Here is a 26005-nt window from a genome sequence, read left to right on the forward strand (position 1 = left end):
GCTTTGAGATATAGCATCTGGATCAGGGTAATATTTGCGGAGATTTTCAACAACAAAGTTTTGGTAGTCGGCATGACTGCCACAATTAACAGGTAACATAAAATCGCCCTCCAATCAAAAAACTTACGGCCGCGCCGTAACGACACATCCTTTTTAACAAGGGCGCGAAGCGCCGCATTTTTGGAGGTAAATGTCAAGTGTTTTTTGATAAAAAAGTGGGGGATTTTAATAAAAAAGGAATCTGAAAGCCGCATTGTTACTGGCTTATAGATTCCGAGAGTATATTCCGAGTAATGGGAGGAAATATGCTACCAACAAGAATGGAAGCAGAAAGACTTTTAGAGGAAGCAGAGAAGTATAATCCTGGACCATGGGGGAATCACAGCCGTGTTGCTGCGCATTGTGCAGAGAAGATTGCTTTAGGCTGTGAGGGGATGAATCCGGAGAAAGCCTATATTTTAGGACTCCTTCATGATATTGGAAGAAAGTTTGGAGTAAGCTATTTGAAACATGTTTCTGATGGATATTCATACATGATGTCCTTGGGATATGATGAAGTTGCCAGAGTGTGCCTCACACATTCCTTCAACAACATGAGAGTTGATGAGTATGTTGGTAAGGTTGATACTTCAGATGAGGAGTATGAGCTGATTCAGACTGAGTTGGGGAAACTTTCAGCTGATGATTATGACAGACTGATCCAACTTTGTGATGCATTGGCCGGAAGTAAAGGTGTGATGAACATCGAAGAACGTATGAATGATGTCAAAAGCCGCCATGGAAATTATCCTCAGGCAAAATGGGATTCCAATATGCGTCTGAAAGCATATTTTGAAGAGAAAGCATCCAAAGATATATATGATTTGGCAGAAAAAGACAGTTATACGCTGGACTAATGGAGACTGATGGGGGAAGGGGAGACATAATTATGGTTATACATCCAATTGAACCAATATATGATAAGAATTCAATAATACTTATTCTGGGAAGTTTTCCCTCTGTTAAATCAAGAGAAGAAGGATTTTTCTATGGGCATAAGCAGAATAGATTTTGGAAGGTGGTTTCCGGAGTGTTTGAAGAGGAAGAGCCAGGGACAATTGAGGAGAAGAAAGCTCTTTTGATAAGGAACAGGATTGCAGTATGGGATGTGATACAATCCTGCGATATTGAAGGATCATCGGACTCCAGCATCACTAATGTAGTACCGAACGATTTAAGCGTTATCTTAAATACAGCGGATATCAAGGCAATATATGTCAACGGTAAAACGGCACTTAAGTATTATGACAAGTATACGGAGCCTGTGATCAAAAGACCAGCAATATGTCTTCCATCTACAAGCCCCGCCAATGCTGCCTGGAGTATGGAAAAGCTTCTGAGTGCTTGGAAGATTATAAAAAAGTATTGACCTTGCCCTTGGGGCAGCCCTTACCATTAAGTAATCACAGGATGAAGTACGTACGAATCAGCTGTATTACTTAGTTTCTAAAAATGCATTTACATAAAAAGGAGGGAAATATAGTATGAGAGTTGGAATATCAGCATGTTCAAATGGACATTTGAAAGAATGGGAATATCAGATAGATGAATTGATCAAAATACTTAAGGATTTCGGAATAGAACCGGTTCTGGCGTCGCATATAATGTCGACTAAGGATGACTTTAGTGGAACGGATAAGGAAAGAGCTGCCGATCTTATGCAGCTATATGCAGACGATTCCATTGAGGCGATATATGATATTTCCGGTGGGGATCTGGCAAATGGTGTTTTGAATTATCTTGATTTTGATAAGATTGCAAACTCAGGGAAAAGATTCTGGGGCTATAGTGACCTTACGACTATAATAAATGCTATTTATACCATGACCGGAAATGCTTCAGTTTTATACCAGGTAAAGAATATGGTATATTCAGAAGCTGTCGTACAAAGAAAAAGGTTTGCAGATTACCTGACCGGGAATACGCAACCGCTATTTTCTTTCAATTATCAGTTCCTCCAAGGAAACAGTATGGAGGGGATTGTGGTTGGCGGTAATATTAGATGCTTGTTAAAACTGTCAGGAACAAAATACTGGCCTGATATGAACGGGAAGATCCTTTTTCTGGAATCGCTAGGCGGAGGATCAGGACAGATTGCAACGTTATTAACACAGCTGGAGCAGATGGGTGTTTTTGATCAGGTTTCGGGAGTGTTACTTGGAACGTTTACAAATTATGAAAAATCAGGATTAGAACTGACTGTTTACGATCTGCTTAAAATGCATATTTCTGATTCAGTACCGGTCGCAAGTACCAGAGAAATTGGACATAGTCATGATTCTAAAGCCGTTGCTGTTGGGGAGAGATTAAAACTGTCATTATAGAAATTGTGATGAGGAATGGTAGCAGTAATTGTAACTTGTATGAGTACTTCTATATCAATGACATACCTAATGACGTTATAGGTTATTATCCCCAGTATAAGGGATCCATGGGGTATATATGCGAGTATGATAATTAAATGAATGAATAAGGGACAAGCAGGATAAATGTTGATAACAGCAGTTTCCTGCTTGTTTTTATGGTTATTTATGTAAAAATAATTATTTTTTTAATGATTTTATATATTTAATGAAAAGATAATCAAATGTCATAGAATGTTTCAACCTTTGTCAGTACGTAGAACTTATAATTATATCTATACGAAAAGTTTATCCCAACTATATAAGGAGGACCTGGATATGAAGAAGAAATCTATAGCATTTTTGCTTGCTTCGATTATGATAACAACGATGTCAGCATGTGGTATGCCTGATAAAGTTTCTGCAGCAGATATAGATCCTTCAGATGTGATAGTAGTATCTGAGGATAGGGTTCCGGGTGCAGCAACTCCTGAAACTGACAAAGATGCCGAAAAGTCAGAGGAAGCTAAATGGGAAAACTTTAAGAGTAATGATGGTTGGACTGTAACCTATGATGCTAATGTGATAGCTGTTGAGGATAATACTGATCCCGCAGATGAGATTTGCTTTAATTACACCGGAGAGCAGGCGGGAACCAATTGTCTGGTCATAACCTATGTAAAGGATAAGCTTCCCGATAAGGTTATTGAAGAGATAAAAAGTGCTCAGGAAAATGGGACAGAGACCGAGGTTACCGGGGGCTATTTTCCAGGAGCAAAGAATGCCTGGGGATATTGGATTGATTTTAAGTATCCTGAGGAAGGTTCAGGACTTCGTCAAAGCTACGTGATTGGCGAATATAATGGCGGAACACTTGAGTTCATGTTTCTGACTCATAAATCCGGTGACGATGAGCTTGATATGGCTTCAAGTGATGCAATAGCCATGATAATTGATTCCATAGAATATGAGGATTTCAAGCCGCAGAGTATGTATGAAAAAATCCCGGGGACCTATACGCAGAAGATCAATGAGGAACTGGATGGCACGGAATATACTTTTGAATATAAGCTCACTTTGGATGAGGATCATACAGGTCTTATGAGTATACAGGATGATATGAAGATCTTCTGGGATGACAAGATTATCCAGGCAGAGGATGGAAGCTTTAAATACTCTTACACGCTTGAAGGCGATAAGCTTACAATCGATTATGATGGAATGGATTCGGTATTTGAGCGAAGCAGCGAAAACAAATAAAGACAGATGAATGATAACAGGAATGCAGGAAAATTGCTGATGCGGCAGTTTCCTGCATATTTTTTTGTTTCATAATGAAACATTTACTTGAAATATCATCTTGTTTTAGGCACAATTTAATGTAGGAGAGTGTTACAACTATGGGATTATTTTTTAATGCAGCAAAGTATCTGAAAAGAGTAGAGAAACCTAGAATCGACAAAACGCTTACAGGAAGGGAACAGATTTTAGCATATATCAACAAGTATTTTGATGAATACAGTCACGATTATATAGAAAAGGTAAAATCCGCGTGTACAAGGTATATAGATGAGATGTTTGAAGAGGGGAATATGGCAGAAAAAAGTGATATCACCCCTGAAATTCAGGCTATTTCTACCATAATCAAGGGCCTTCAGGGGTTTGTCACAGATGGCGAACTCGACAAGATGAGTTATAATCGTACCCTTGGCGCGAGAGAAGCCTTCAGCCTTTACTGCGCAATGATCTCCAGATCAATGGATCTTGAAATTCTGGATATCAAACAGGCCAAGAGAAGGATTACAACTTTTTATAAAGAATGCAGGTTGGATAGAGTATAAAGCATTTACTCTCAATATCTATTAGAGAAATTGGAAAAAAGAGAAAGCAATTAAGCCGGTAAATACCACAACAGATACTATTCCGGTAGCTTTCTCTTTTACTGTTTCTTTATCTATATAACGATTATTAAAACGAATCGTATCTATGGTTTTTGGTGATGATTTATCAATGAAAGATTTATTTGCAGAACTATTACAACGCATACTTTTGCCCTCCCATAAAAACAATAAATGTTGCAATCAACATCTAGTGTTCTTTTAGGAGAGTATACACTACATATATAAAATATTTATAAACAAAATGAAAAAAGTTTATAATTTTGATATGTGTTATAGTAATTAAAACGGATTATGGATGGAGAGACGAGATGGGAAAAAGGATTTATGTAGATTTTGATGATTGCCTGTGTGAGACAGCCAGATCTTTTTCTGATATTGCAAAGAGACTGTTTGGGAAGGATGTCCCTTATGAAAAGATTCGTTTTTTTAATCTGCAGGAGTCTTTTGAACTATCGGATGATGATTATGAGAAGCTTATGCTGGAGGGGCATAAGCCGGAAGTCCTGGTATCATATGACGAGACTCCGGGGGCATCACGGGTATTGAACGAATGGATTGACTCAGGGCATGAGGTCTTTGTAATAACAGGGCGTCCTTACATTGCTTTTGAGGCGTCAAGAAGATGGCTTGATGAACATGGTTTAAGCCGCGTAAAACTGTTTTTCCTTAATAAGTATGGCAGAGATTTTTTTTATAAAAACAGTGAGTTCAATTTGGAATTGGAAGACTATTACAAGATGAAATTTGATTATGCCATAGAGGATTCACCAATGGCATTCAGGTTCTTTGGCCATTTGCCGGAATTAAGGGTTATGGTCTACGATCGCCCCTGGAATCACGAATGCGAACTTCCTGGAGATAATTATTTCAGATGTACGGATTGGGATTTGATTCAGAAGAAGGTCAAATAAACTAATCTATAAATGTGATTTTTTAAGAGGAGGTTATCATGAGAGCACTTTTTATTGGCGGTACAGGAACAATAAGCATGGGAATAGTGAAAAGGCTTGCAGAGGATCCGTTGTGGGAGGTATATCTTCTGAACAGGGGTAACCGCAAGGCTGAGGTGCCCTCCGGGGTAAAGCAGATAGTTGCTGATATTTACGATGAAGATGACGTAAAGAAAAAGCTGGATGGGCTTACTTTTGATGTGGTAAGTGAGTTTATAGCCTTTGATGTGAGTGCCGTAGAGCGTGATTACAGGCTGTTTAAGGGAAAAACAAGGCAGTATATTTTCATAAGCTCTGCGTCTGCCTATAACAAACCGGCAGCAGGTTATGTGATAACAGAAGGAACGACACTTGCTAATCCTTACTGGGAGTATTCAAGGAATAAGATTGCCTGTGAAGAATTTTTGATGAAAAAATACAGGGAGGAGGGATTCCCTGTAACTATAGTAAGACCGAGTCATACCTATAGCGAGAAATCCGTTCCTCTTGGGGTTCATGGGGACAAAGGCTTCTACCAGGTTATAAAGAGAATGCAGGAAGGAAAGCCGGTTATTATACAGGGGGATGGATCATCTCTGTGGGCTGTAACCTTTAATAGTGATTTTGCTATTGGCTTCACAGGCCTTATGGGGAACAGACATGCCATAGGAGAGGCTTTCCAGATAACAGGAGATGAGATACTTACCTGGGATCAGATACACCAGACAATAGCTGATGCGTTGGGAGTGGAGCTTAAGCCTTACCATGTATCGTCAGACTTCCTAAGTGAGGTTGGAAAAAAATACGGGTATGACTTTACAGGTAGCCTTCTCGGAGATAAGGCTGTGTCTGTTGCTTTTGATAACAGTAAGCTCAAAAGGCTGGTACCTCAGATGACTACTAATGTTCCTTTCCACAAAGGCGTGCGAATGTCTCTGGACTATTGTCTTGCACATCCCGAACAGTATGAGGAAGATCCTGAGTTTGACGCATTCTGTGACAAAGTAATAGATGTGCTTGAAAATGCAAAGAAGAGTATGACAGATTAAATAAAAAGCCCGGGTGTGCTGATGAAAAATAAAAGTAATAAGGTGCTGCGGAGTATATGGCTGATTATGTCGATGATATGTCTTATATACTCCGTGAGCATTTATATGGTTGGAAGTGGAACCTTTTCATTTGTAATATGGCTTGCGGGTGCTGTATTTTTTTCTGTCTCATTTTTTCTTGCGGGAAAAGGGCGGTGGTATAAGATTCCGCGACTTATCAGAGGCGTTATATTGTCTGTAATAGTTATCGGGATTGTGGTTTTTATAGCGTGTGAGGGCATGATTGTAAGCCATATGAACGATAAGGGTGAAGATGGTCTGGATTATATCATTGTCCTTGGGGCACAGATGAGAGAGTCAGGCCCCAGTATTATATTTAAGTATCGATTGGATGCCGCTTGTGAGTATCTTGAAAAAAATCCTGAGACAAAGTGTATAGTATCAGGCGCAAAGGCTCCTAACGAAAGCATAAGTGAGGGTGAAGGCGGACGGGATTATCTGATCTCATTAGGTATTCCAAAGGACAGAGTTCTGGCCGAGACAGAGGCTGTTGATACAGTTGAAAATATCCGATTTTCAATGGATATGATAAATAGAGACAGGCCCGGCGAAAATCTAAAAATCGGAATAGTGACCAACAATTTTCATGTCTTCAGGGGCGTACGTCTTGCGATGGCAGAGAGTGAAAATGAAATCTATGGAATTGCTGCATATACGAGACCATGGTACCTACCTAACAATATGGTAAGAGAGTTTTTTGGGGTTATAAGGGATTTTAAAATTATGTTCTTGCATTAGCTTATTATGAGTGCTATAATTTCATGCGCTACAAATGATATACGAGTGTTAATTCCTTCCCACTCGCACTGGTCAGTAGTAGACCATATAAACCCTAAAGGAGAAAAATAATGCAAAACAAAAAGATTTCATTTATGACTCAGGCGGCTCTTATCGCTGCTGTCTATGTTGTGCTCACATTGATGGTTGCTCAGGTTAACCTTGCAAGTGGCGCAATTCAGTTTAGAATTTCAGAAGCACTTTGTGTTCTTCCGTTTTTCACACCAGCTGCAGTTCCGGGCGTTATTATCGGATGCTTTTTAAGTAATATTCTTATTGGAAGTGCTCTTCCTGATATTATTTTTGGTACTCTTGCTACAGCAATTGGTGCATATTTCTCATATAAGCTGAGAAACAACAGATTCCTGGTTACTATTCCTCCTGTTGTTGCAAATGCGCTTATTATTCCTTTTGTTCTTACTTATGCATATAAGATTCCAGGCGGAATTCCTTTTCAGATGCTTACAGTCGGAGCAGGTGAAGTTATTGCATGTGTAGTGTTGGGATCCATTCTTATTACAGCACTTATACCGGTAAGAAGATATATTTTCGGTGAAAATGCATATGATAAAAGTGGAGAAAAATCATTTTCACTTTGATTGAAACATAATTTGGAAGGTTAATAAAAAGCAGGACGTCCGGGGCATGGACGTCCTGCTTTTTTTTGAGGAAACTATAGATTCCTGTTTCTTTCAGAAAATCAAGAAACTATATTATTGTAGAGTCAGGCCATCTTGGCAAGGTCGATCTGGTGGACGGATCCTGCATCACCGGAGGACTCGTGCAGGAAAATGCCGCTTGCTCTGAATCTGGCATTAACCATAAAGTCCGTTCCTTGTGAGGTGAAGTTAGTTTCTGCGTGCCCAAGATAGATTGCTCCTACATCGGCCTCCTTTAAGGTCATAAGTGTATCTTTGCCATCTTCTCCACGGCACCAGACGCGCAGGTTCTCGTAGATTTTGTCGGCTTCGTCAATCCATCCGTTGCCATCATTGTCATATTCGGATAGCTCTGCAAAGCCATTTCCTGTTCTGGCACCAAAAAGCTCTGTTCCGTTATTGATTATTCCGTCGCCGTTTTTATCATATGCGAGAAATCCGCTTCCGGAGGTAATATTTTTTACCTCTTCCGCCTCGCCGTCAGAATCAAGGTCGAAGGTGAAGGTCTGATCGGAAATCTCAGTTACTCCGGATCCTACGTTTATTACAAGGGGATCCATGAGCTGAACAGGATTAAGCTGCATTATACCGACGGATTCGGTGAACTGTCTTGACATGCAGAGATTTATTCCAAAATTAAGCTCGCGACCATCCTCGGTTTTTGCAATGCCCTGTGCCTGAAAAGCAGTTTGCTCGAATTCTGTGTGTATGTAGGTTGTGGTTGATACAGACATCCACTGGAAGGAACCCTGGTTCATTTGTGAACTAAGACCACGCATATATTCCTGCATCCTGCTCTTGTTGCTTCCGGATGCGCTTCCATACAGAATTTGCATTATATTGAGCAGCCTTTCCATGATTTTCATTCTGATACTTTCAATTTCAGTCATTTTGTTCACGGAAGGAATCATGTCCTGAACTGAAAATTCGCCATCAGCATTGTAGTTGGTGAATAATGTCTGTTCTTCCTTGTTTTCTTCGGCATCAAGAATTTTCCTGAAGTCAGGGGTATCGCTTTTTATAAGAGATGATGCGATGATGCCCTTTTCATGTGAAATGCTGTAGGTTTCTCTATACCTCCTTTCAGAAATAAGGTTAACTGTGCTGTCTGTAATTCTCATAGGCAAAACCTCCAAGTTATCGTTTCCTGTGCGCACAAGAAGTTAAACAAAAAAATAAACCAGGCCTAACCCTATCAGGGCTGCCCGGTTGAAAAAGAAGTTTTGATGGCTCCGCCATCTTAACTCAACATATATTTCGGATGGAATGAAAAATTCTTTATAGTGGATTTTCAATCTCTGGGTTTTAGATAAAAATTACCCTTTACTCTGTCGGTTCGAATGGAGTTGATGAATGCGTTTTCATCAATTTCCTTAATTGCGGGGATGAGCTTTCTGGTATCTGATGCGCTTACAACGGAGTAGACGACCATTTTGTTGTTGTGCTCGAAGGACCCCTCCCCGTGCATGAGAGTGGCACCGTGGTTACTTACTCTGTAAATGATGTCACATACTTCTGCCGGTTTATCAGTGATTATGAAAAGTGTCTGCTGCTGATAGGTTCTGTACATTACATGGAGAACCTGTGTTGAAACGTACTGGAAAATAATGGAGTACAGAGCCTTGTCCCAACCAAATAAAATGCCTGCAACAGTAAGGATTATACAGTTTCCGGCAAGGATTATCGGGAAAGCATCTATACCCTTTCGTTGTGATAGAAAAATGGAAATAAAATCTGTTCCGCCACTTGTCGCATCAGCCATGAGACAGATGGAGAGAGATACACCTGCGAAGATTCCGCCGAATACGGAAATCAGTAGTGGGTCATGAGTTATGACATGGGCAGGAATAAGGTCGACAAAAAAACCATTGGTCAATACCATGATCATAGAATAAATAGTGAATTTTTTGCCTATATAACGAAAGCCAATATAGATAGGAATGATATTAAGGATAACGTTAATAGGAGTATAGGGGATCTTTAGGGCAAAGTATTTCTGGGCAATACGCTGGATAATGATGGTGAGTCCCTGTGCACCACCGGGATAAAGGCCGCCGGCATCGACAAAGGTATTTATATTCAACGCCATTAAAAAAGCAGCTAAAAGAACTACGATAAGTCTGATGCTGCCACGCCTGAAATCTAATTTCATTACTGGAAAACTCCCCTGAAAAAACTAAATTTGGAATTAAAATCCCTATAGGTTATAATACAATATTGGGGTTAACGTTGCAATTCTATATTATATAAGGAAAGATGTATGAAGAAGAAAACAAAGAGTGGTATATATGCACTTTTTATTAAGAGACTGATAGACATTATTTTATCGTTATTTGTGCTGGTTTGCTTTAGCTGGTTATATCTGATACTTGCGATACTTGTGAGGTTTAAGCTTGGGAGCCCGGTGCTCTTTAAACAGCCAAGGCCTGGTAAGGATGAGAAGGTATTCAATCTGTACAAATTCAGGACTATGACTGATAAACGTGATACAGAAGGAAACCTTCTTCCTGATGAGGACAGACTTCCGGAATTCGGAAAAAAGCTTAGGGCTACAAGTCTTGATGAGCTTCCGGAATTTATAAATATTCTAAAGGGAGACATGAGCTTTGTCGGACCAAGGCCTCTTTTGGTAAAATATCTGCCACTATATAATTCAGAGCAGAGAAGAAGGCACGATGTTCGTCCGGGGCTTACGGGATGGGCTCAGGTAAACGGAAGAAATCTTCTGAGCTGGGAGGACCGTTTTGAGAAGGATGTTTATTATGTTGATCATTTATCCTTTTTGCTGGATTTAAAGATAGTATTTATGACAGTTGCTGTTGTATTCAGACATAATGACATAAACAGTGCTACAGATGCAACAATGGAGGCATTTACGGGAACACCTGAGAAAAAATGACTTCATGGCAGCTTAATATATATTTGGGAGAAATATGAAGATGAACATATTATTTACAAGCGTTGGAAGACGCTGCGAACTTTTAAAGGATTTTAGGAATACACTTGGAGATAAGGTGAAGATAGTGGTTACGGACAACAGTCCCTATGCACCTGCGCCTGCTTTTGCGGATGTGGTTTACAGAGTTCCGCTGATAAATGATATCACTTACATTCCTACTGTTCTTGAGATCTGCAAGAATGAGAAAATTGATGCGATCACAACTCTTATTGATCCGGAGATTTCAATTCTCGCTGATCACAGAGCCGAATTTGATGCTTTGGGAGTTACGGTTCTCGCACCTTATAAAGAAACAGCGGATCTGTGCTTTGACAAATATGAGATGTTTAAATATCTGAAGGAAAAGGGTGTTCCGACAGTTCTTACCTTCGGATCCTTTGCTGATTTTAAGGAGAGCTATGACAGAAATGAGATAAGCTTCCCTGTTTTTGTAAAGCCAAGGACCGGAAGCGGAAGCGTTGGCGCAAGAAAGGTAGATAGCCTGGAACTTCTTGAGGAGCTCACTGCAAGAAGCCCGGAGCTTATCATCCAGGAATTTATGGATGGTAAGGATATGGATGCCGACGTATACGTTGATACTTTTACGCATGAACCTGTGGCTATCTTTTCCAAGAAAAAGATATCGACCACAATTGGTGGTGCAAATAAAACAATTTCATTTAAGGACGAAGCTCTGTTTGATTTTGTGAAAAGTGCTATGAAGCATTTCAAGTTTAACGGACCGCTGGATATGGACCTCTTCTTTAAGGATGGACAGTACTACCTCTCAGAGATAAATCCCAGATTCGGAGGGGCTTATCTTCATGCATACGGTGCCGGAGTTGATTTCCCTGCACTCATTTATACAAATGTCGTTGAGAAAAAAGCGAATACGCCTATCATCGGGCAATATGAAGAGGACGTCTGCATGCTTATGTATGACAGCGTTGTAATAGAGAAGCTCTCTAATCTTGAGGGACGCATGAAGCAGGTATGATTACACTGCATTAAAAGGAATATAAGATGCGAATATTAATTTTGGCTAATTATGCCAATGGTTTGTTTTTATTCAGGAAGGAACTGCTTAAATCCTTCCTTGATGCGGGACATGAGGTGCTGATTTCTGTACCTTCAGATGAAAATTGTGTAAAGCTTAAAAATTACTGCACAAAAATAATTGAGACCCCGTTGGAAAGACATGGTATGAACCCCGCGAGGGATTATGGGCTTTTTAGATTTTATGGAAAAATGCTTAAAACCGAAAAGCCGGATGTGGTTCTGACTTATACTATAAAGCCCAATATCTACGGTGCCCTTGCCTGCAGACTTGGAAAGGTTCCGTATATATGTAATATCACGGGGCTTGGAATGGCTATTGAAAACGGCGGTCTTATGAGCAAGGTGCTGCTACAGCTTTACAGAATATCAACCGGTAAGGCGCAGAGAGTGTTCTTCCAAAATGAGAGAAACCGCAAGTTCATCCAGATGCATGGAATAGCAAGGAAAAACAGCGGACTTCTGCCTGGATCAGGAGTTAACCTTACAGAGCACACTTTTCATGATTATCCTTCAGAAGCGGAGGGAATTCACTTCCTTGCAGTTATAAGGATGATGAGAGATAAAGGAATAGAAGAATATCTGTCGGCTGCAAAGTCAATAACTTCTGAATATAATAACGTATATTTCGACCTCGTGGGTGAGTATGAAGAGGACGAGAGAGCTAAATACGAGCCCATGATTATGGAGCTTGAAAATGCAGGCAAGCTCAAATACTATGGGCATCTCGATAGTGTTGACCCCGTATTTGAAAAATGCCACGTAGTTGTGCATCCCTCCTATCATGAGGGAATGTCCAACGTCCTCCTCGAGGCAGCAGCCTGCGGACGACCGATTCTCTGCTCCAACATACACGGCTGCATTGAAGCCATAGAGGACGGTAAAACCGGATTTACCTTTGAATCCAAGAGTGCAGAATCATTGATTGGTGCTGTTAAGAGGATACTTGCGCTAAATGAAAATGAGCGAGCTGATATGGGAAGACGCGGACGAGAATACATCGAGAAAAACTTTGACAGACAACTCGTAATCAATGCTTACAAAGAAGAACTTGAGAAAATCCGCACAAAGTAAGATAATAGTAATGTTCGGGGCGGACTAAAAATAAAATAAGAGGTTTTTGGAATGAGTATATATGAGAAGCTCCTTGCCGGAGAAGAAAAACTATCACTTGTTGGACTTGGATATGTAGGCATGCCTATTGCAGTTGCCTTTGCCAAGAAGATTAAGGTTGTTGGATACGACTTTAATGCTGAAAAGGTAGAACTTTATAAAAATGGAATTGACCCGACAAGAGAAGTTGGAGACGAAGCAATTAAGGAGACAGCGGTTGAGTTTACAGCAGACCCTGAAAAGCTTAAGGAGTGCAGATTCCATATCGTTGCTGTACCTACACCGGTCAATAATGATCATACACCTGATCTTACACCTGTTGAGAGTGCCAGCAGAACACTTGGAAAATACCTTACAAAGGGATCAATAGTAGTTTATGAATCAACTGTATATCCCGGAGTAACTGAGGACGTATGCGTTCCGATTCTTGAGAAGGAATCAGGACTTAAGTGCGGAGTTGATTTTAAGGTAGGATATTCACCTGAGCGTATAAATCCCGGTGATAAAGTACACAGACTTGAGACTATTGTGAAAATCGTATCCGGTATGGATAAGGAGACACTTGAGGAGGTTGCAAACGTTTACAAGCTTGTTGCCCTTGCAGGTGTTCACGAGGCAGAGAGCATCAAGGTTGCTGAGGCTGCCAAGGTTATTGAGAACAGCCAGAGAGATATCAATATCGCTTTCATGAATGAGCTTTCAATGATCTTCCACAGAATGGGAATCGATACCAAGAGTGTACTTGAGGCAGCAGGAACAAAGTGGAATTTCCTTAATTTCAAGCCCGGACTTGTAGGCGGACATTGTATCGGTGTTGACCCATATTATCTTACCTACAAGGCTGAGGAGCTTGGTTATCACAGCCAGATTATCCTTTCAGGACGTCGTATCAACGATGATATGGGAAAGTACATCGCAGAGAGCTGTGTAAAGAATCTTATTGCACAGGATCTTAATGTAAAGAATGCAAGAGTGGCAATTCTTGGATTTACTTTCAAGGAGAACTGCCCTGATACACGTAATACAAAGGTAATCGACATTTACAATGAGCTTAAGGAGTACGGCATTGATCCTGTTGTTGTAGATCCTGAGGCTGACAGTGCAGAGGCCAAGAGACTTTACGGAATCACCTTTGATACCATGGATTCTGTCAGGGATATGGATGCGGTTATCATGGCTGTTGCTCATGAGGAATTCCTTGGAATAACAACAGATGAGATTAAGAAGTGGTACAATCCTGAGCACAAGAGAAGAGTATTCCTTGATGTAAAGGGGATTTATGACAAGAACAGTTTTGATGCTTCAGAGTTCAGCTATTGGAGACTCTGATCGCAACGATAAATAAAGAAAAAACTAGGGGGATATGCCGCCACCGACAAAGTGGCGGCGTTGTTGTATGAAGATAGTAATTCGACTTGATGACATTTCTCCGGGAATGGACATGGGTAAATTCAGGAGGTTTAAGAGGCTTTTAGATGAAAATCACATAAGGCCTCTTATTGGCGTTATTCCGGAAAACATGGATCCGAAGCTTGAGCTGGCGGAAGACGAGACAGATGAGGATGGTCCTGCTAGCAGAAACAGGGTTTCCGATCCGGATGACAAGATTAAGGAAAAGGATTATGCATTCTGGCATCTTGTGCGCAATCTTCAGACTGAGGGCTGGATAATTGCCATGCATGGTTTACATCATGTTTATACTACTCGAAAGGGAGGAATGCTTCCTCTTAACAAGCAGTCTGAATTTGCCGGAATAGACCTTGAAACGCAGATAAAGATGATTGCTGAAGGTAAGAAAATTCTTGGAACTCATGGAATTGCAACGGACTTTTTCATGGCGCCAAGTCACAGCTATGATAGGAATACTATGACTGCGCTTGCCGAGAATGGCTTCAGAAGAATTACTGATGGTTTTGGGAAGAAGGCATATCGCAGATTTGACATGACCTTCTATCCGATTTCCTTTAAAAAAGATGCAGTTTTAAAGGATGAAAGAGAGGGCTACACTACTTTCGTTGTTCATACAAATACATTAAATGGGGATGATTTTGCGTTCTATGAAAAGGTATTCGAGTCCGGCAGGGTTGTAAGCTGGGATGAATGGCTTATGCAGGAACCTGAGGAGGCTTCCGATTTCCAGGGTATTAAGGAATATCTCATGGCACGCTTTAAATATATCGCCGTGCATAAAAGGTGGTAAAAATGGCAGAACCTATTAGAATATTGCATGTTTTTGGAACACTAGGACTGGGAGGCGCTGAGAGCCGCATCATGGATCTGTACAGACACATTGACAGAGAACGTGTGCAGTTCGATTTTTTGGTGCATGCAGATGCAGAGCCTTCAGGTAAAAAATGTCCGACTTCGGATGAGCTTATGGCAGTGAGAGAGCCGGACTATTTTGACGCTACAGTAAAAAAGCTTGGCGGAAATATCTATGCAGTTCCAAGATTTCATGGAACGAATGCAAGGGATTATAAAAATGCAATAAGGATGTTTTTTATGCAGCACAGGGGCGAGTGGAAGATGGTGCAGGGGCATATGACAAGTACTGCGGCTATTTATCTTCCGATTGCCAAGAGTTGTGGTATAGGGACAACTATAGCTCATGCAAGAAGTGCCGGAGTGGATCCCGGAATCAAGGGAGTTGTGACAAGAATAATTCGTGCTCCTCTTGCTAAAACAGACACCTGTGATCTTAGATTTGCATGTACTGAGAATGCTGCCAGATCTGTCTTTGGAGATACTCTGACTGATGAAGGACTGGTAAGAATTATTCCGAATGCCATTGATCTTAGACGTTTTGTCTATAATCAGGAGATCAGGGACAGGGTAAGAAAAGAACTGGGATTATCTAGTGCTATAATCATCGGGCATGTGGGGAGATTTCATTATGCAAAGAATCACGAGTATCTTCTTAAGGTTTTTGCTGAGTTTTTGAGGATTTTAAAGCATGACGATGTCAATGCCTTCAGTATGCTTCATGGTATGAGGATAAGACTTCTCATGCTTGGTGAGGGACCTCTCATGGACACCATGAAACAGCTTGCAGCTGATCTTCATATTGAGAAACATGTGATTTTTGCAGGAAATAAGAGTAATGCAAATGAGTATTATCAGGCGATGGATTACTTCCTTTTCCCTTCGAGATATGAGGGGCTTCCGGGGACGGTTGTAGAGGCTCAGTCAGCAGGTCTGCAGTGCCTTGTTTCCGATTCGATTACGCCTGAGGTTGATATAACTCCGCTTGTCAGCAGACTGAGTATAGAAGAAGCTCCGGCTGTGTGGGCAAGGAAGATACTTAATGATCTGATGCTCAGGGATTATGAGGAGGCTGATGGGGAAGACGGTGTAGCTCTGCCGATAGGTGACAGAGAGGCATCCTCAGAGCCTGTTAACGAGATGATTAAAAAGGCAGGCTTCGATGTCAGGACACAAGCGCAGAGGATGCTGAATTTTTATACAACAGGAAAATTTTAATGAAACATCTTTTACTGATTGTGCCGATGCTTCATCAGGGTGGATTCGAGAGAGTCTGCGTTGCAACAGCTCGGCTGATGCAAAAATATTATAAGGTAACAATTCTCATCTTTTCCGATAAGGACATAAATTATGATATATCGGGACTGGATGTGGTCAATATTGATCTGCCTGCCACTAAGAAATATGGCAAGCTTGGAAAAGCTGTCAATGTTTTCAGGAGAGTAAAGAAAGTCAGACAGTATAAAAAGGCAAACAAGGTAGATATTTCATATAGCTTTGGGTCAAGTGCAAACTATGTAAATGTTCTTTCAAAGGCGGGGACAAGAGCAAAGGTGCTAACAGGACTTCGTTGTTCTACTGATATGGAAAACAGAAGAGAGGTCAGTCTTTTCTGTAATAAGGCAGATCAGGTTCTGTCCTGCTCAAGAGAGATAATGAGAGAGCTCCTTCGTGATTACAATTATGAAAAGAGCAGCTATATCTACAATCCCCTCGACATAAAGATGATTCGTGATAGAGCAGGCTCAAAGGACGCACTTTTAAATGCAAGTGATATGTTTGGAAACGGCAAGCTTGTGAATGATGCGCAGGATAGCAATATTACACTTATTTCTGTAGGAAGACAGGACTATATAAAGGGCTTTTGGCATTTGATCAAGGCTTTTTCAATAGTTGTAAAGAATTACCCTGCGGCCAGGCTTCAGATAGTGGGTACAGGGGACTTTAGCGGACTTAGAAAGCTTGCGGAGGATCTTGGAGTAGAGGGGAAGGTTTTCTTCCCGGGACTTCAGAAGAATCCGTTCCCGTTTGTTGAAGCTGCAGATATTTATGTGCTTAGTTCAAACCATGAAGGTTTTCCTAATGCGATACTGGAGGCTATGGCACTTGGTAAGCCCTGCGTTGCGGCAGATTGTAAAACCGGTCCCCGTGAGATACTTCTAAATGAGAAGGAATATGGGGAGCTTATCACGAGTAAGCCGGATGGTTCTTCCACGGATAAGATTATCGAGGGAGAATTCGGAATTATCGTTCCGGATATGGATGAGCATATCGATCTTGATGCTTCAAATATCACGGAGGGCGATAAGCTGCTGGCTGAGGGAATACTCAGGATGCTCGCTGATGAGAAGAAGATGAAGCATTATGGTGAGAAGGCCTATGAGAGGGCACAGACCTATGATCCGGAGAAGTATGCAAAGGATTTGCATGGGATTTTAGAGAAGGTATGAAATGGTGACATTCCCCTCATTATAGAGTAATATGTAGGATATTATGAAAAAGATTGCGTTTCATTTAAATAGCCTTGGACAGGGCGGTGCGGAGAGAGTTGTAAGTAATCTCGCAAACCAGTTTGCCAAGGGCGGGTATGAAGTATATATAGCAACGGAGTGGTTTGATGAGAATGAGTTCACTCTGGATCCCCGTATTCACAGGGTTCATGTGGGACTGCGCGAAGAAGATGCAAAAAAAGGCCGCGTCACAAAGTTCCTCCTGAGAGTAAAGTACTTGAGGGAATTTCTCGAAAGCACCCGTCCGGATGTTCTCGTGGCATTTGCCCACAGAGCTAATTACAGGGCTCTTATGGCTCAGAAGAGCACAGGGACGCCTACAGTGATATCTGTGCGAATAAATCCCGTAGGTAATTACGATGCGCTTTCTGATAAGATACAGATAAAGTGGCTGTTTCCCAGGGCTGCAGGATGTGTTTTTCAGACAGAGGAGCAGAAGGAATTCTTTAAACCGTATCTGCAGGATAATTCGAGGATAATTTTAAATCCTATAAATGCTAAATACCATAATGTTCCACATCCGCAGTTTAAGGAAAAATCAGTAGTTCATCATGCCAGACTGGTGGATTTCAAGAATCAGCTTATGCTTTGTGATGCCTTCCTGAAGGTTCATGAAAAGCATCCCGACTATATATTAAGGATATATGGTGGTGGTTCTGAGGATGGAACAAAGGAGAAGCTGGAAAAGAAGATTGCGGATAATAATGCAGAAGAGTTCATGTTTTTGATGGGCCCCTGCAACCATATAGATGCGGAGATTCCTAAAGGTGAGGTTTATGCCTATAGCTCTGATTATGAGGGATTTCCCAATTCTCTTCTTGAAGCCATGGCTATGGGAATGCCGGTGGTTTCAACTGATTGCCCTCCAGGAGGACCCAGAACCGTGATAAGGGATGGGGAGAACGGATTTCTTGTGCCTGTTGGGGATGCAGATGCGCTGGCAGACAGGATTTGTCGCCTGATTGAGGATAAGGATATGGCTAAGCGCTTTGGTGAGGAAGCTGCCAGGGTGTATGATATTGCCAATTCTGAGGCTGTCTTTGAGCAGTGGAGGGAGTATTTAGAAGGGCTAGTTAAATAAGAATCCCCTCATCCGTCAGCTTCGCTGACACCTTCCCCCCAAGGGGAAGGCAATAGAAGATATGCGGAGCCTTTTCCCAAGGGGAAGGCAATAGAAGATATGCGGAGCCTTTTCCCAAGCGGAAGGTGATAGAAAATATACAAAGCCTTCCCCTTGGGGGGCGCTCAACGTCCGGTGGACGTTGGTTCAGCGCGGACCGAAGCGGAGCGAAGAAAGGTGCCCGAAGGGCGGATGAGGGGAATGCAATAAAAAAATAGAAGGAGACGCCTATGTGCGGAATCTGTGGATATATATCCAGAAACAGAATAACTGAAGATGAACTTAGAGCCATGAATGACACCATGATCCACAGAGGACCGGACGATAATGGCGTCGAGCTATATCCGGGAAAAGACGGATATACGATTGGTTTTGCACAGAGACGACTTTCAATCCTGGATCTTTCGCCGCTTGGGCACCAGCCCATGTCTACGGAGGATGGCAGGATTTCTGTCGTTTTTAACGGAGAGATTTATAACTTTCTTGAACTTAAGGAAGAACTCAAGGGTTACCCCTTCAAATCAACCTGTGATACCGAGGTTATACTTGCGGGGTATCTGAAGTGGGGGGCTGATTTTGCAGAGCATATTCATGGAATGTTCGCGATAGCGCTTTATGACAGAGAGACTGAGGATATTTTCCTTGTAAGGGACAGAATCGGTAAGAAACCATTATATTACTGGCTTGAGGATGGGAACCTGGTATTTGGTTCGGAGCTTAAGCCCATCATGAAGTGTCCCGGATTTAAGGTTGACATAAGAAAATCAATCATTCCGAGATACATGTTTCAGCAGTACATAAATGCACCCGAAAGCATATTTGAGAATGTATGGCAGATAGAACCCGGGCAGATGCTGGTATTTAACAAGGGAAGCATCAGTAAGAAGAAGTACTGGGATGTGAAAAAGGCGTACAAAGAGAGATCTGCCAGACAGGTTTCTTCCTACGAAGAAGCAAAGGAAGGCTTGAAGCAGCGTCTTAAGAAGTCGGTTGCAGACAGAATGATAGCAGATGTGCCGCTGGGGGCATTTTTATCAGGCGGTTATGACTCATCGCTTATAACAGCGCTTGCTCAGGAAAACAGTGATTCACCTGTTAAGACCTTTAGTATCGGTTTCAACGTGCCGGAATATAATGAAGCAGAGTTTGCAAAGAGGGTGGCGGAGCATCTTGGCACAGACCACACTGAGCTTTACATAGATGAGTCGGAGATGCTGGATCTTGTGGAGAGTATTCCCGATTATTATGATGAGCCTTTTGCAGATGAGTCAGAGATACCTACAATGCTTGTGTGCAAGCTTGCTAGGGAGCAGGTGACTGTAGCGCTGTCGGGCGATGGCGGAGATGAGTTTTTCTGCGGATATAATATTTATGAGAATGTGGCACAGGCACAGAAGCTTGATGCGGCCGGGGCTATTGTAAATGGAATAGGTCAGATTCCCATGGGGGACAGTAAGCTTCTTAAAAAGCTTCCCTTCAGGGTTCGGGTGGTAGCGGAAAACAGAGATCCGGAGACTAAGACTCAGTTTTCATCACCCAGTTATATTCTGGCTGCCCATGCATTTATAACAGGGCAGGAGGCTATGGATGACAGGCTCACATATGAGCAGTATATGGGTAGAGAGTTTGGAAATAGCGGACTTTTCCCATGTAAATATCCGATAGAGTCCTCTTATGGAGTATCGGACTGGCAGATAAGGCGTATGCTGCTTGATATGGATACCTACCTTCCCGGGGATATTCTGGTGAAGATGGACAGAGCATCTATGAAGTATTCACTTGAGTGCAGATGTCCTATAATGGATACAGAGGTTATGGAGTACAGCTTTGCTATTCCGCACAGATTCAAGTTTGCTGATGGTGACAAGAAGCATATTTTGAAGGATATAGCATATGATTATATTCCAAGGGACCTTCTGGACAGGCCCAAGAAGGGCTTTGGATGTCCCACGGATTCATGGCTTAGAGGCCCGCTGCGTGACAAGCTTATTGATTACAGTGATGTGAGCTTCTTGAAAAAACAGGGCATATTTGATGCTGATTATGCGTCACGATTTATCAGAAATTATTTGGAGAAGGGCGATGGAGGTCCGGCTACAGGAGCGAATTATTCGAAGTTGTCGTGGAGCTTCTTTAATTTCCAGCAGTGGTATGAGAGGTATTTAGTGTGACCCCTCATCCGGCGCTGCGCGCCACCTTCCCCCAAGGGGAAGGCAGTAGAAAGAAAGCTATATTCCTTAGGGGAAGGCAGTAAGAGGTTTGAATGGCAAAAAAGGTAACTATCAGGAAAAAGCATATAGTTATGTATATAGGCTCACTCAATAAGGGCGGGGCTGAGCGCGTCATGTGCAATCTTGCTGAGTATTTCTACAGCATAGGTTATAGGGTGACGCTTGCTACTACCTATTTGTCCGATGATGAGTATGAGCTTCCTCATGCTGCCTGGAAAGTACTTGAGAGTGAGGCTGAGAATGCCGTAAAGGTATTAAATCCGGATGAGAAGGTTCGATATGTGGATCTTAAGGGCGGAGAGCCTATGGGGATAGGCAGGGTATTCACTGCGCTTATGCCTTATGAAAAGGGAAACCGTGCCCAGAATTTTCATAGAAGAATACAGAAGCTGACAAATGCCTGGGAGAGACTAAAGCCTGATCTGATTCTTTCTTTTCTCGGTAAAAACAATGTAATGGCACTGCAGTCCGCTATATCATTGGGGATTCCTGTGGTGGTATCAGTTCGGGCAACGCCGTCGGAGGAGTATGCTTCATTTGGGCTTAAAGCGTCAATGAAGGTGTTGTTTCCTGCTGCTGCAGGGGTTGTGGTTCAGACAAATGGTGCAATGGAATTTTTCGGGCCACTTATAAAGTCAAAATGTAAGGTTTTGCCAAATGCAATAAATGAGGAGTTTATTGCGCATGAGGTGGTGCCTTTTGAGGATAGAAAAAAGGTTATCGTATCTGTCGGAAGGCTTGATGAAAATAAGAATCAAAAGCTTGTTATCAATGCCTTTTCATATTTTGTAAAAAAGCATCCTGATTACAGACTGATGATTTATGGCGATGGTCCGACGAGAGAACTGCTTACAAAGCTCTGCGGAAAGCTTGATATTCTTGATGAAACAGGTAAGGGGGCTGATGGCAAAGCAACCTTTATGGGAAGTGTCGACAGAATAGCTGACAGAATAAGCGATGCGGAGATTTTTGTGCTCACCTCCAAAACGGAAGGTATGCCGAATGCTCTAATCGAAGCGATGTCACTTGGACTTTGCTGTATATCCACGGATTGTCCCTGTGGTGGTCCTGCGGATCTTATTCAGAATGGAAGAAACGGAATTTTAATACCGATGGATTCCGATGTAAAGATGGCGACTAATATTTTTAATACCCTTGAGAGACTTGCCGAAGATCCGGCTGTAGCAAGAAGAATGGGCGGAGCTGCGCTTGAAGTCAGGGAAAAATATAATCCTGACAGAGTAAATGAAATGTGGCGTGAGTATTTTGAGGAACTAATGTAGGCGCTGAACGGAGTGTAGAAACAGAGAATGCAATTTAACTCATATATTTTTATATTGTGTTTTTTGCCGCTATCGCTGATTTTGTACTTTGCCTTCCATAGTATGGGGCAAAAAAGGCTGGCACTTGGGTCACTTCTTGCCATGTCACTTTGGTTTTACGGATATTTCAATCCGTATTATCTTCTTATTATTTGCAGCTCAATAGCGGTTAATTATATATTATCAAAGGCTATGCAAAATTCCCGTCGCAGGCTTTTTTTGATACTTGGAATTCTTTTTAATGTAGGACTTATTTTTTATTTTAAGTACTACGACTTTTTTATAGAGAATGTAAATGCTGTATTTGGTGCAGGTTTTAACCTAAGGCACATAGTACTTCCGCTTGGAATCAGCTTTTTCACGTTTCAGCAGATATCCTTTATTGTGGATGCTTACAGAGGGGAGACGGAGGATTACTCATTCCTTGAGTATGCATTGTTTGTGTCATATTTTCCACAGCTTGTTGCAGGACCTATAGTTCTTCATTCAGAACTTATTCCACAGTTTCGCGATACCAAAAAGCATAAGATTAATTTTGATAACTTATGCCGCGGTATAATGATGTTTTCAAGAGGCCTTGCAAAGAAGATGCTGATAGCTGATATGTTCGGTAAGGCAGTGGATTATGGTTTTTCACAGGCGGCGCTTATTCCGGTGGGAGAGGGTGCACTTACTATTCCTGAGATTGTGATAGTTATGCTATCCTATACCTTCCAGATTTATTTTGATTTCAGCGGTTACAGTGATATGGCGACGGGGTTGGGCTCCATGTTTAATTTTGACATTCCGATGAACTTCAATTCGCCCTATAAGGCTATATCGATCGCAGAGTTCTGGAAGCGCTGGCACATGACTCTGACAAGATTCCTTACGACATATATATATATTCCACTTGGTGGTAACAGAAAGGGAAAGGTGAGGACATATATAAATACCCTCATAGTTTTTCTTGTGAGCGGAATATGGCATGGTGCGAACTGGATCTTTATCCTATGGGGAATTTTGCACGGAGTGGGACAATGCATAAACAAGCTTACACATGGCATATATGTAAATATGTGTGAAAAAGTAAGGAATGCTCCGTTGGGATATGTTATTGGAGGTTTGGTAAAGGCTGTAAGCTGGATTGTGACTTTTGTATTTATAAATGTAGCCTGGCTGCTTTTCAGGGCTGACAGTGTTACTCAGTGGCTTCAGATACTAAAGCGCCTTGGAGTTACCAATTATGATGTAAGGTCTGAAGTGATTGAAGGCTTCAGAATTCCCAGGTTCAGGTATGTTCTTGAAGTACTTCACCTTCCAAGCGCTGATAACAACGTGCTTATGACCGGTTGTGTCATGGCTATGGCTGCTGCGCTTATAATATGCCTTTGCTGCAGGAATAATTATGAGAGAACTTACAGGACAAATGTGGTTTCACTGGTATTTACCTGGGTACTGCTTGTGGCCTGTATTGTATCCATGAGCTCAATTTCGACTTTTTTGTATTTTAACTTTTAAACCTTCGGAATAAGGATGTTTAAATGAATTCTAAAAAATGGTTTACGGCAATTTTGATAATGACTATTGCCACACTTGCTCTGGCAGCAGGGCTGGTGTTTTTTGTGGACCCTTTTTTCCATTACAGAGCTCCTAATCCGAAGCTGTTCTACAGGCTTTATGACCAGAGATCTCAAAATGACGGTATTACAAGGAACTTCGATTATGATGCCATTATAACAGGAACCTCCATGGCTGAAAATTTTAAAGCCAGCCAGTTTGAGGATGGGCTTGGAGTTAAGGTTATAAAGGTGCCCTATTCCGGCGCAACTTATAAGGAAATAAACGATAATCTTATCGCTGCCTTTAAAAGCGGTCATAATCCGAAATATGTTTTGAGACCCCTTGATTATTCACTTTTGTTAAGAGATAAGGATGAGATGAGAGATGATATGGGTGATTATCCATACTGGCTCACCGATGATATTGTATATAATGATGTGAATTATCTTTTAAATAAGGATGTTATACTCAGGTATGCCATTCCTGCCGTGTTGTCTTATTTTCAGGGAAAAAATCCTGGGTATACCAGCTTTGATGAGTATAGCTATACTGACGGTGATAATAAGTATGGTAAGGACTATGTTCTTGTTGGGAAAAAGGAATTTAAGGAGCCTGAAAGCACAGAGCTATGGTTTCTGACCAGTGAAGAGGAGGAGATGCTCGAAGGTAATATCGAGCAGAATGTTGTGTCTCTTGCAAGAAAGCATCCGGAGACGACCTTTTTATATTTCTTTCCGCCGTATTCTATGGTTTATTGGGGAGGACTTTATGAGGAGGGAATGCTGGATAAAATCCTGGAGTATAAAAGGAAAGCAATCGAACTGATGCTGGAATGTGATAATATACACATATACAGTTTTACAACGCATACCGACATTACTGCAGATCTGTCAAGATACAGAGATCAGGCCCATTATGATTATGAAGTGAACGCCTTTGTTATGGATACCATAATTAATTATGAGAATGGGTATGAAAATACTGATATGTTTGAAGTATCGGACAGAATAACACGCGAAAACGTTGTTGAATATTTAACTACGGAAAGTCTTTTACTGAATAACTTTGATTACAACAGTCTCACTAAATAGAAAACGGAGAAAATATGAAGGATCTTTCTCATTTTTATTTCAAGGGAATACCTGCTAAAGAGCAGCCGCTTATAACAGTTGCAATCACTGTATATAATGTTGAGAAATATATGTCCAGGTGCATTGAGTCAGTTATGGCTCAGACTTATTCCAATCTGGATATTCTTATAATAGATGACGGTTCCCGTGACAGGACGTCTCATATCTGCGAATATTATATGACGCAGGATAAACGGATACGTGTGATAAATCAGAGTAATCTGGGACCGGGTGCTGCAAGGAACTATGCCATGCAAGAGGCAAGGGGCGAATATCTGGCATTTCTGGATGGCGATGATTATGTCGAAAACTACATATATGAATATATGATGAGCGCAATTCTGGAATCAGATGCTAAGCTTGCTGTCTGTAATTATTTTGAGGACAAAGAGGATATGCCGGTGGATATCCATCCGCTTACAGAAGATATGCGGGCAGGTCGTATAAGAATGGTTCCATCAGAGGAGCTTATTACGGAATGCATTGAGGGATCGGATGAGCTTCATTTTGGAAGTATGGTCTGGAATAAGCTGTACCACAGAAGTCTTTTAAAGGGAAAGAGCTTTCCGAGCATAATGTTCTATGAGGACAGGCGGTTTATCCTTGAGATACTTCATGATGCCGGGGAAGCTGTGTTCGTTGACACGCCGCTTTATCATTATATAATAGACAGAAAGGATAGTGTCAGTGCACAGATAGGAATTTTCTGCATTTTTTCAGAGTGGATACCGGTTTGTAATTCGGTTAAGGCGTTTCTTAAGCAGATAGGGATGGAAGAGCTTGTAGATACTCAGGATTATCTGATGTATAAGAGTCTCCTGAATTATTATGTTGAGGCTAAGACCGACAAGATTGGGGACAAGGGCAAATATCTTGAGGACATAACGGCTTATATAGAAAGGTGCCGGGACTCCATAGACAGGATATATGGATGCAGGATTGCGGATCCAAGGGAGAAAAAGCGAATGCAGAAATTTTTGAATCATCGTTGGACTTTCGATCACTTTTATCTTCGATGATTTATA

At 41.5% G+C, this 26005-nt stretch carries 25 protein-coding genes; 22 read left to right on the plus strand and 3 right to left on the minus strand.

The annotated features are described in order from the left end of the window. Positions 1–305 precede the first annotated feature (305 nt). From G602_RS0100010 to G602_RS0100030, 5 genes are all read left to right on the plus strand, one after another. Positions 306–896 carry an HD domain-containing protein gene (locus tag G602_RS0100010; protein WP_026657035.1) on the plus strand — a complete coding sequence of 197 codons (591 nt, stop codon included), beginning with the start codon at positions 306–308 and terminating at the stop codon, positions 894–896. A 32-nt stretch (positions 897–928) separates the two neighbouring features. Continuing rightward, the gene (locus G602_RS0100015) at positions 929–1408 is read left to right on the plus strand and encodes a DNA-deoxyinosine glycosylase (RefSeq protein WP_026657037.1); all 480 of its coding nucleotides are present in this window, start codon (positions 929–931) and stop codon (positions 1406–1408) included. 115 nt (positions 1409–1523) lie between these two features. Further along, positions 1524–2363 carry a S66 family peptidase gene (locus G602_RS0100020; RefSeq protein WP_026657038.1) on the plus strand — a complete coding sequence of 280 codons (840 nt, stop codon included), beginning with the start codon at positions 1524–1526 and terminating at the stop codon, positions 2361–2363. 357 nt (positions 2364–2720) lie between these two features. Beyond that, positions 2721–3641 (plus strand): hypothetical protein, encoded by a 921-nt coding sequence (locus G602_RS0100025; RefSeq protein ID WP_026657039.1) that lies wholly within the window; start codon positions 2721–2723, stop codon positions 3639–3641. 140 nt (positions 3642–3781) lie between these two features. Continuing rightward, positions 3782–4222 carry a hypothetical protein gene (locus tag G602_RS0100030; protein WP_026657040.1) on the plus strand — a complete coding sequence of 147 codons (441 nt, stop codon included), beginning with the start codon at positions 3782–3784 and terminating at the stop codon, positions 4220–4222. Between the two features lie 21 nt (positions 4223–4243). On the opposite strand, the gene G602_RS0100035 is transcribed toward G602_RS0100030, so the two are convergent. Next, entirely contained in the window at positions 4244–4426 is a 183-nt protein-coding gene (locus G602_RS0100035; RefSeq protein ID WP_026657041.1) for a hypothetical protein, read from the minus strand. A gap of 164 nt (positions 4427–4590) precedes the next feature. Between G602_RS0100035 and G602_RS0100040 the strand changes: the two genes are divergently transcribed. The 4 genes from G602_RS0100040 (at position 4591) to G602_RS0100055 (ending at position 7696) form a co-directional block, all read left to right on the plus strand. After that, a complete protein-coding gene (locus G602_RS0100040) occupies positions 4591–5193 on the plus strand; it encodes a 5' nucleotidase, NT5C type (RefSeq protein WP_026657042.1) in 603 nt (200 codons plus the stop codon). Between the two features lie 38 nt (positions 5194–5231). After that, entirely contained in the window at positions 5232–6260 is a 1029-nt protein-coding gene (locus tag G602_RS0100045) for an NAD-dependent epimerase/dehydratase family protein (protein ID WP_026657044.1), read from the plus strand. Between the two features lie 105 nt (positions 6261–6365). Then, complete coding sequence (locus G602_RS0100050; RefSeq protein ID WP_242835464.1) at positions 6366–7058, plus strand: YdcF family protein; 693 nt, start codon at positions 6366–6368, stop codon at positions 7056–7058. 110 nt (positions 7059–7168) lie between these two features. Continuing rightward, positions 7169–7696 (plus strand): QueT transporter family protein, encoded by a 528-nt coding sequence (locus G602_RS0100055; protein ID WP_026657046.1) that lies wholly within the window; start codon positions 7169–7171, stop codon positions 7694–7696. Positions 7697–7821: 125 nt separating this feature from the next. Here G602_RS0100055 and G602_RS28395 read toward each other — a convergent pair whose 3' ends face one another. Beyond that, positions 7822–8877: a hypothetical protein gene (locus G602_RS28395; protein WP_049944967.1), complete on the minus strand. Its 1056-nt coding sequence runs from the start codon at positions 8875–8877 to the stop codon at positions 7822–7824. 170 nt (positions 8878–9047) lie between these two features. Beyond that, complete coding sequence (locus tag G602_RS0100065) at positions 9048–9908, minus strand: YitT family protein (protein WP_026657047.1); 861 nt, start codon at positions 9906–9908, stop codon at positions 9048–9050. Positions 9909–10016: 108 nt separating this feature from the next. Here G602_RS0100065 and G602_RS0100070 point away from each other — a divergent pair, with 108 nt between their 5' ends. The 13 genes from G602_RS0100070 (at position 10017) to G602_RS0100130 (ending at position 25999) form a co-directional block, all read left to right on the plus strand. Then, entirely contained in the window at positions 10017–10655 is a 639-nt protein-coding gene (locus G602_RS0100070) for a sugar transferase (RefSeq protein WP_305803860.1), read from the plus strand. Positions 10656–10695: 40 nt separating this feature from the next. Beyond that, positions 10696–11691 (plus strand): ATP-grasp domain-containing protein, encoded by a 996-nt coding sequence (locus tag G602_RS0100075; protein WP_026657050.1) that lies wholly within the window; start codon positions 10696–10698, stop codon positions 11689–11691. Positions 11692–11717: 26 nt separating this feature from the next. After that, positions 11718–12824, plus strand: a complete 1107-nt coding sequence (locus G602_RS0100080) for a glycosyltransferase family 4 protein (protein WP_026657051.1) — start codon at positions 11718–11720, stop codon at positions 12822–12824. A gap of 51 nt (positions 12825–12875) precedes the next feature. After that, positions 12876–14192, plus strand: a complete 1317-nt coding sequence (locus G602_RS0100085) for a nucleotide sugar dehydrogenase (RefSeq protein ID WP_026657052.1) — start codon at positions 12876–12878, stop codon at positions 14190–14192. 67 nt (positions 14193–14259) lie between these two features. Next, on the plus strand, positions 14260–15063 hold the full coding sequence (locus G602_RS0100090) for a DUF2334 domain-containing protein (protein ID WP_026657053.1): 804 nt from the start codon (positions 14260–14262) through the stop codon (positions 15061–15063). A gap of 2 nt (positions 15064–15065) precedes the next feature. Next, positions 15066–16343, plus strand: a complete 1278-nt coding sequence (locus tag G602_RS0100095) for a glycosyltransferase (RefSeq protein WP_026657054.1) — start codon at positions 15066–15068, stop codon at positions 16341–16343. Beyond that, the gene (locus G602_RS0100100) at positions 16343–17575 is read left to right on the plus strand and encodes a glycosyltransferase (RefSeq protein ID WP_044930693.1); all 1233 of its coding nucleotides are present in this window, start codon (positions 16343–16345) and stop codon (positions 17573–17575) included. Before G602_RS0100095 ends, G602_RS0100100 begins: the two co-directional genes overlap by 1 nt. 43 nt (positions 17576–17618) lie before the next feature. Further along, positions 17619–18716 (plus strand): glycosyltransferase family 4 protein, encoded by a 1098-nt coding sequence (locus tag G602_RS0100105; protein WP_026657057.1) that lies wholly within the window; start codon positions 17619–17621, stop codon positions 18714–18716. Between the two features lie 269 nt (positions 18717–18985). After that, a complete protein-coding gene (gene asnB / locus G602_RS0100110) occupies positions 18986–20926 on the plus strand; it encodes an asparagine synthase (glutamine-hydrolyzing) (RefSeq protein ID WP_026657058.1) in 1941 nt (646 codons plus the stop codon). 92 nt (positions 20927–21018) lie between these two features. Then, positions 21019–22269 carry a glycosyltransferase gene (locus G602_RS0100115; protein ID WP_044930694.1) on the plus strand — a complete coding sequence of 417 codons (1251 nt, stop codon included), beginning with the start codon at positions 21019–21021 and terminating at the stop codon, positions 22267–22269. A gap of 258 nt (positions 22270–22527) precedes the next feature. Beyond that, complete coding sequence (locus G602_RS0100120; RefSeq protein WP_242835465.1) at positions 22528–23808, plus strand: MBOAT family O-acyltransferase; 1281 nt, start codon at positions 22528–22530, stop codon at positions 23806–23808. Between the two features lie 23 nt (positions 23809–23831). After that, positions 23832–24941 (plus strand): hypothetical protein, encoded by a 1110-nt coding sequence (locus G602_RS24550; RefSeq protein WP_049944968.1) that lies wholly within the window; start codon positions 23832–23834, stop codon positions 24939–24941. 14 nt (positions 24942–24955) lie between these two features. Continuing rightward, positions 24956–25999, plus strand: coding sequence for a glycosyltransferase family 2 protein (locus G602_RS0100130; protein WP_026657061.1), 1044 nt, complete (start codon positions 24956–24958; stop codon positions 25997–25999). Positions 26000–26005: the final 6 nt, after the last annotated feature.

Source organism: Butyrivibrio sp. AC2005, from assembly GCF_000424145.1.
Lineage (GTDB): Bacteria > Bacillota > Clostridia > Lachnospirales > Lachnospiraceae > Butyrivibrio.

Bases quoted from the DNA above. Each gene is read 5' to 3' on its own strand.
- G602_RS0100010 (WP_026657035.1), top strand. From the start codon at position 306: ATGCTACCAACAAGAATGGAAGCAGAAAGACTTTTAGAGGAAGCAGAG.
- G602_RS0100015 (WP_026657037.1), top strand. From the start codon at position 929: ATGGTTATACATCCAATTGAACCAATATATGATAAGAATTCAATAATA.
- G602_RS0100020 (WP_026657038.1), top strand. From the start codon at position 1,524: ATGAGAGTTGGAATATCAGCATGTTCAAATGGACATTTGAAAGAATGG.
- G602_RS0100025 (WP_026657039.1), top strand. From the start codon at position 2,721: ATGAAGAAGAAATCTATAGCATTTTTGCTTGCTTCGATTATGATAACA.
- G602_RS0100030 (WP_026657040.1), top strand. From the start codon at position 3,782: ATGGGATTATTTTTTAATGCAGCAAAGTATCTGAAAAGAGTAGAGAAA.
- G602_RS0100035 (WP_026657041.1), bottom strand. From the start codon at position 4,426: ATGCGTTGTAATAGTTCTGCAAATAAATCTTTCATTGATAAATCATCA.
- G602_RS0100040 (WP_026657042.1), top strand. From the start codon at position 4,591: ATGGGAAAAAGGATTTATGTAGATTTTGATGATTGCCTGTGTGAGACA.
- G602_RS0100045 (WP_026657044.1), top strand. From the start codon at position 5,232: ATGAGAGCACTTTTTATTGGCGGTACAGGAACAATAAGCATGGGAATA.
- G602_RS0100050 (WP_242835464.1), top strand. From the start codon at position 6,366: ATGGTTGGAAGTGGAACCTTTTCATTTGTAATATGGCTTGCGGGTGCT.
- G602_RS0100055 (WP_026657046.1), top strand. From the start codon at position 7,169: ATGCAAAACAAAAAGATTTCATTTATGACTCAGGCGGCTCTTATCGCT.
- G602_RS28395 (WP_049944967.1), bottom strand. From the start codon at position 8,877: ATGAGAATTACAGACAGCACAGTTAACCTTATTTCTGAAAGGAGGTAT.
- G602_RS0100065 (WP_026657047.1), bottom strand. From the start codon at position 9,908: ATGAAATTAGATTTCAGGCGTGGCAGCATCAGACTTATCGTAGTTCTT.
- G602_RS0100070 (WP_305803860.1), top strand. From the start codon at position 10,017: ATGAAGAAGAAAACAAAGAGTGGTATATATGCACTTTTTATTAAGAGA.
- G602_RS0100075 (WP_026657050.1), top strand. From the start codon at position 10,696: ATGAACATATTATTTACAAGCGTTGGAAGACGCTGCGAACTTTTAAAG.
- G602_RS0100080 (WP_026657051.1), top strand. From the start codon at position 11,718: ATGCGAATATTAATTTTGGCTAATTATGCCAATGGTTTGTTTTTATTC.
- G602_RS0100085 (WP_026657052.1), top strand. From the start codon at position 12,876: ATGAGTATATATGAGAAGCTCCTTGCCGGAGAAGAAAAACTATCACTT.
- G602_RS0100090 (WP_026657053.1), top strand. From the start codon at position 14,260: ATGAAGATAGTAATTCGACTTGATGACATTTCTCCGGGAATGGACATG.
- G602_RS0100095 (WP_026657054.1), top strand. From the start codon at position 15,066: ATGGCAGAACCTATTAGAATATTGCATGTTTTTGGAACACTAGGACTG.
- G602_RS0100100 (WP_044930693.1), top strand. From the start codon at position 16,343: ATGAAACATCTTTTACTGATTGTGCCGATGCTTCATCAGGGTGGATTC.
- G602_RS0100105 (WP_026657057.1), top strand. From the start codon at position 17,619: ATGAAAAAGATTGCGTTTCATTTAAATAGCCTTGGACAGGGCGGTGCG.
- asnB (WP_026657058.1), top strand. From the start codon at position 18,986: ATGTGCGGAATCTGTGGATATATATCCAGAAACAGAATAACTGAAGAT.
- G602_RS0100115 (WP_044930694.1), top strand. From the start codon at position 21,019: ATGGCAAAAAAGGTAACTATCAGGAAAAAGCATATAGTTATGTATATA.
- G602_RS24550 (WP_049944968.1), top strand. From the start codon at position 23,832: ATGAATTCTAAAAAATGGTTTACGGCAATTTTGATAATGACTATTGCC.
- G602_RS0100130 (WP_026657061.1), top strand. From the start codon at position 24,956: ATGAAGGATCTTTCTCATTTTTATTTCAAGGGAATACCTGCTAAAGAG.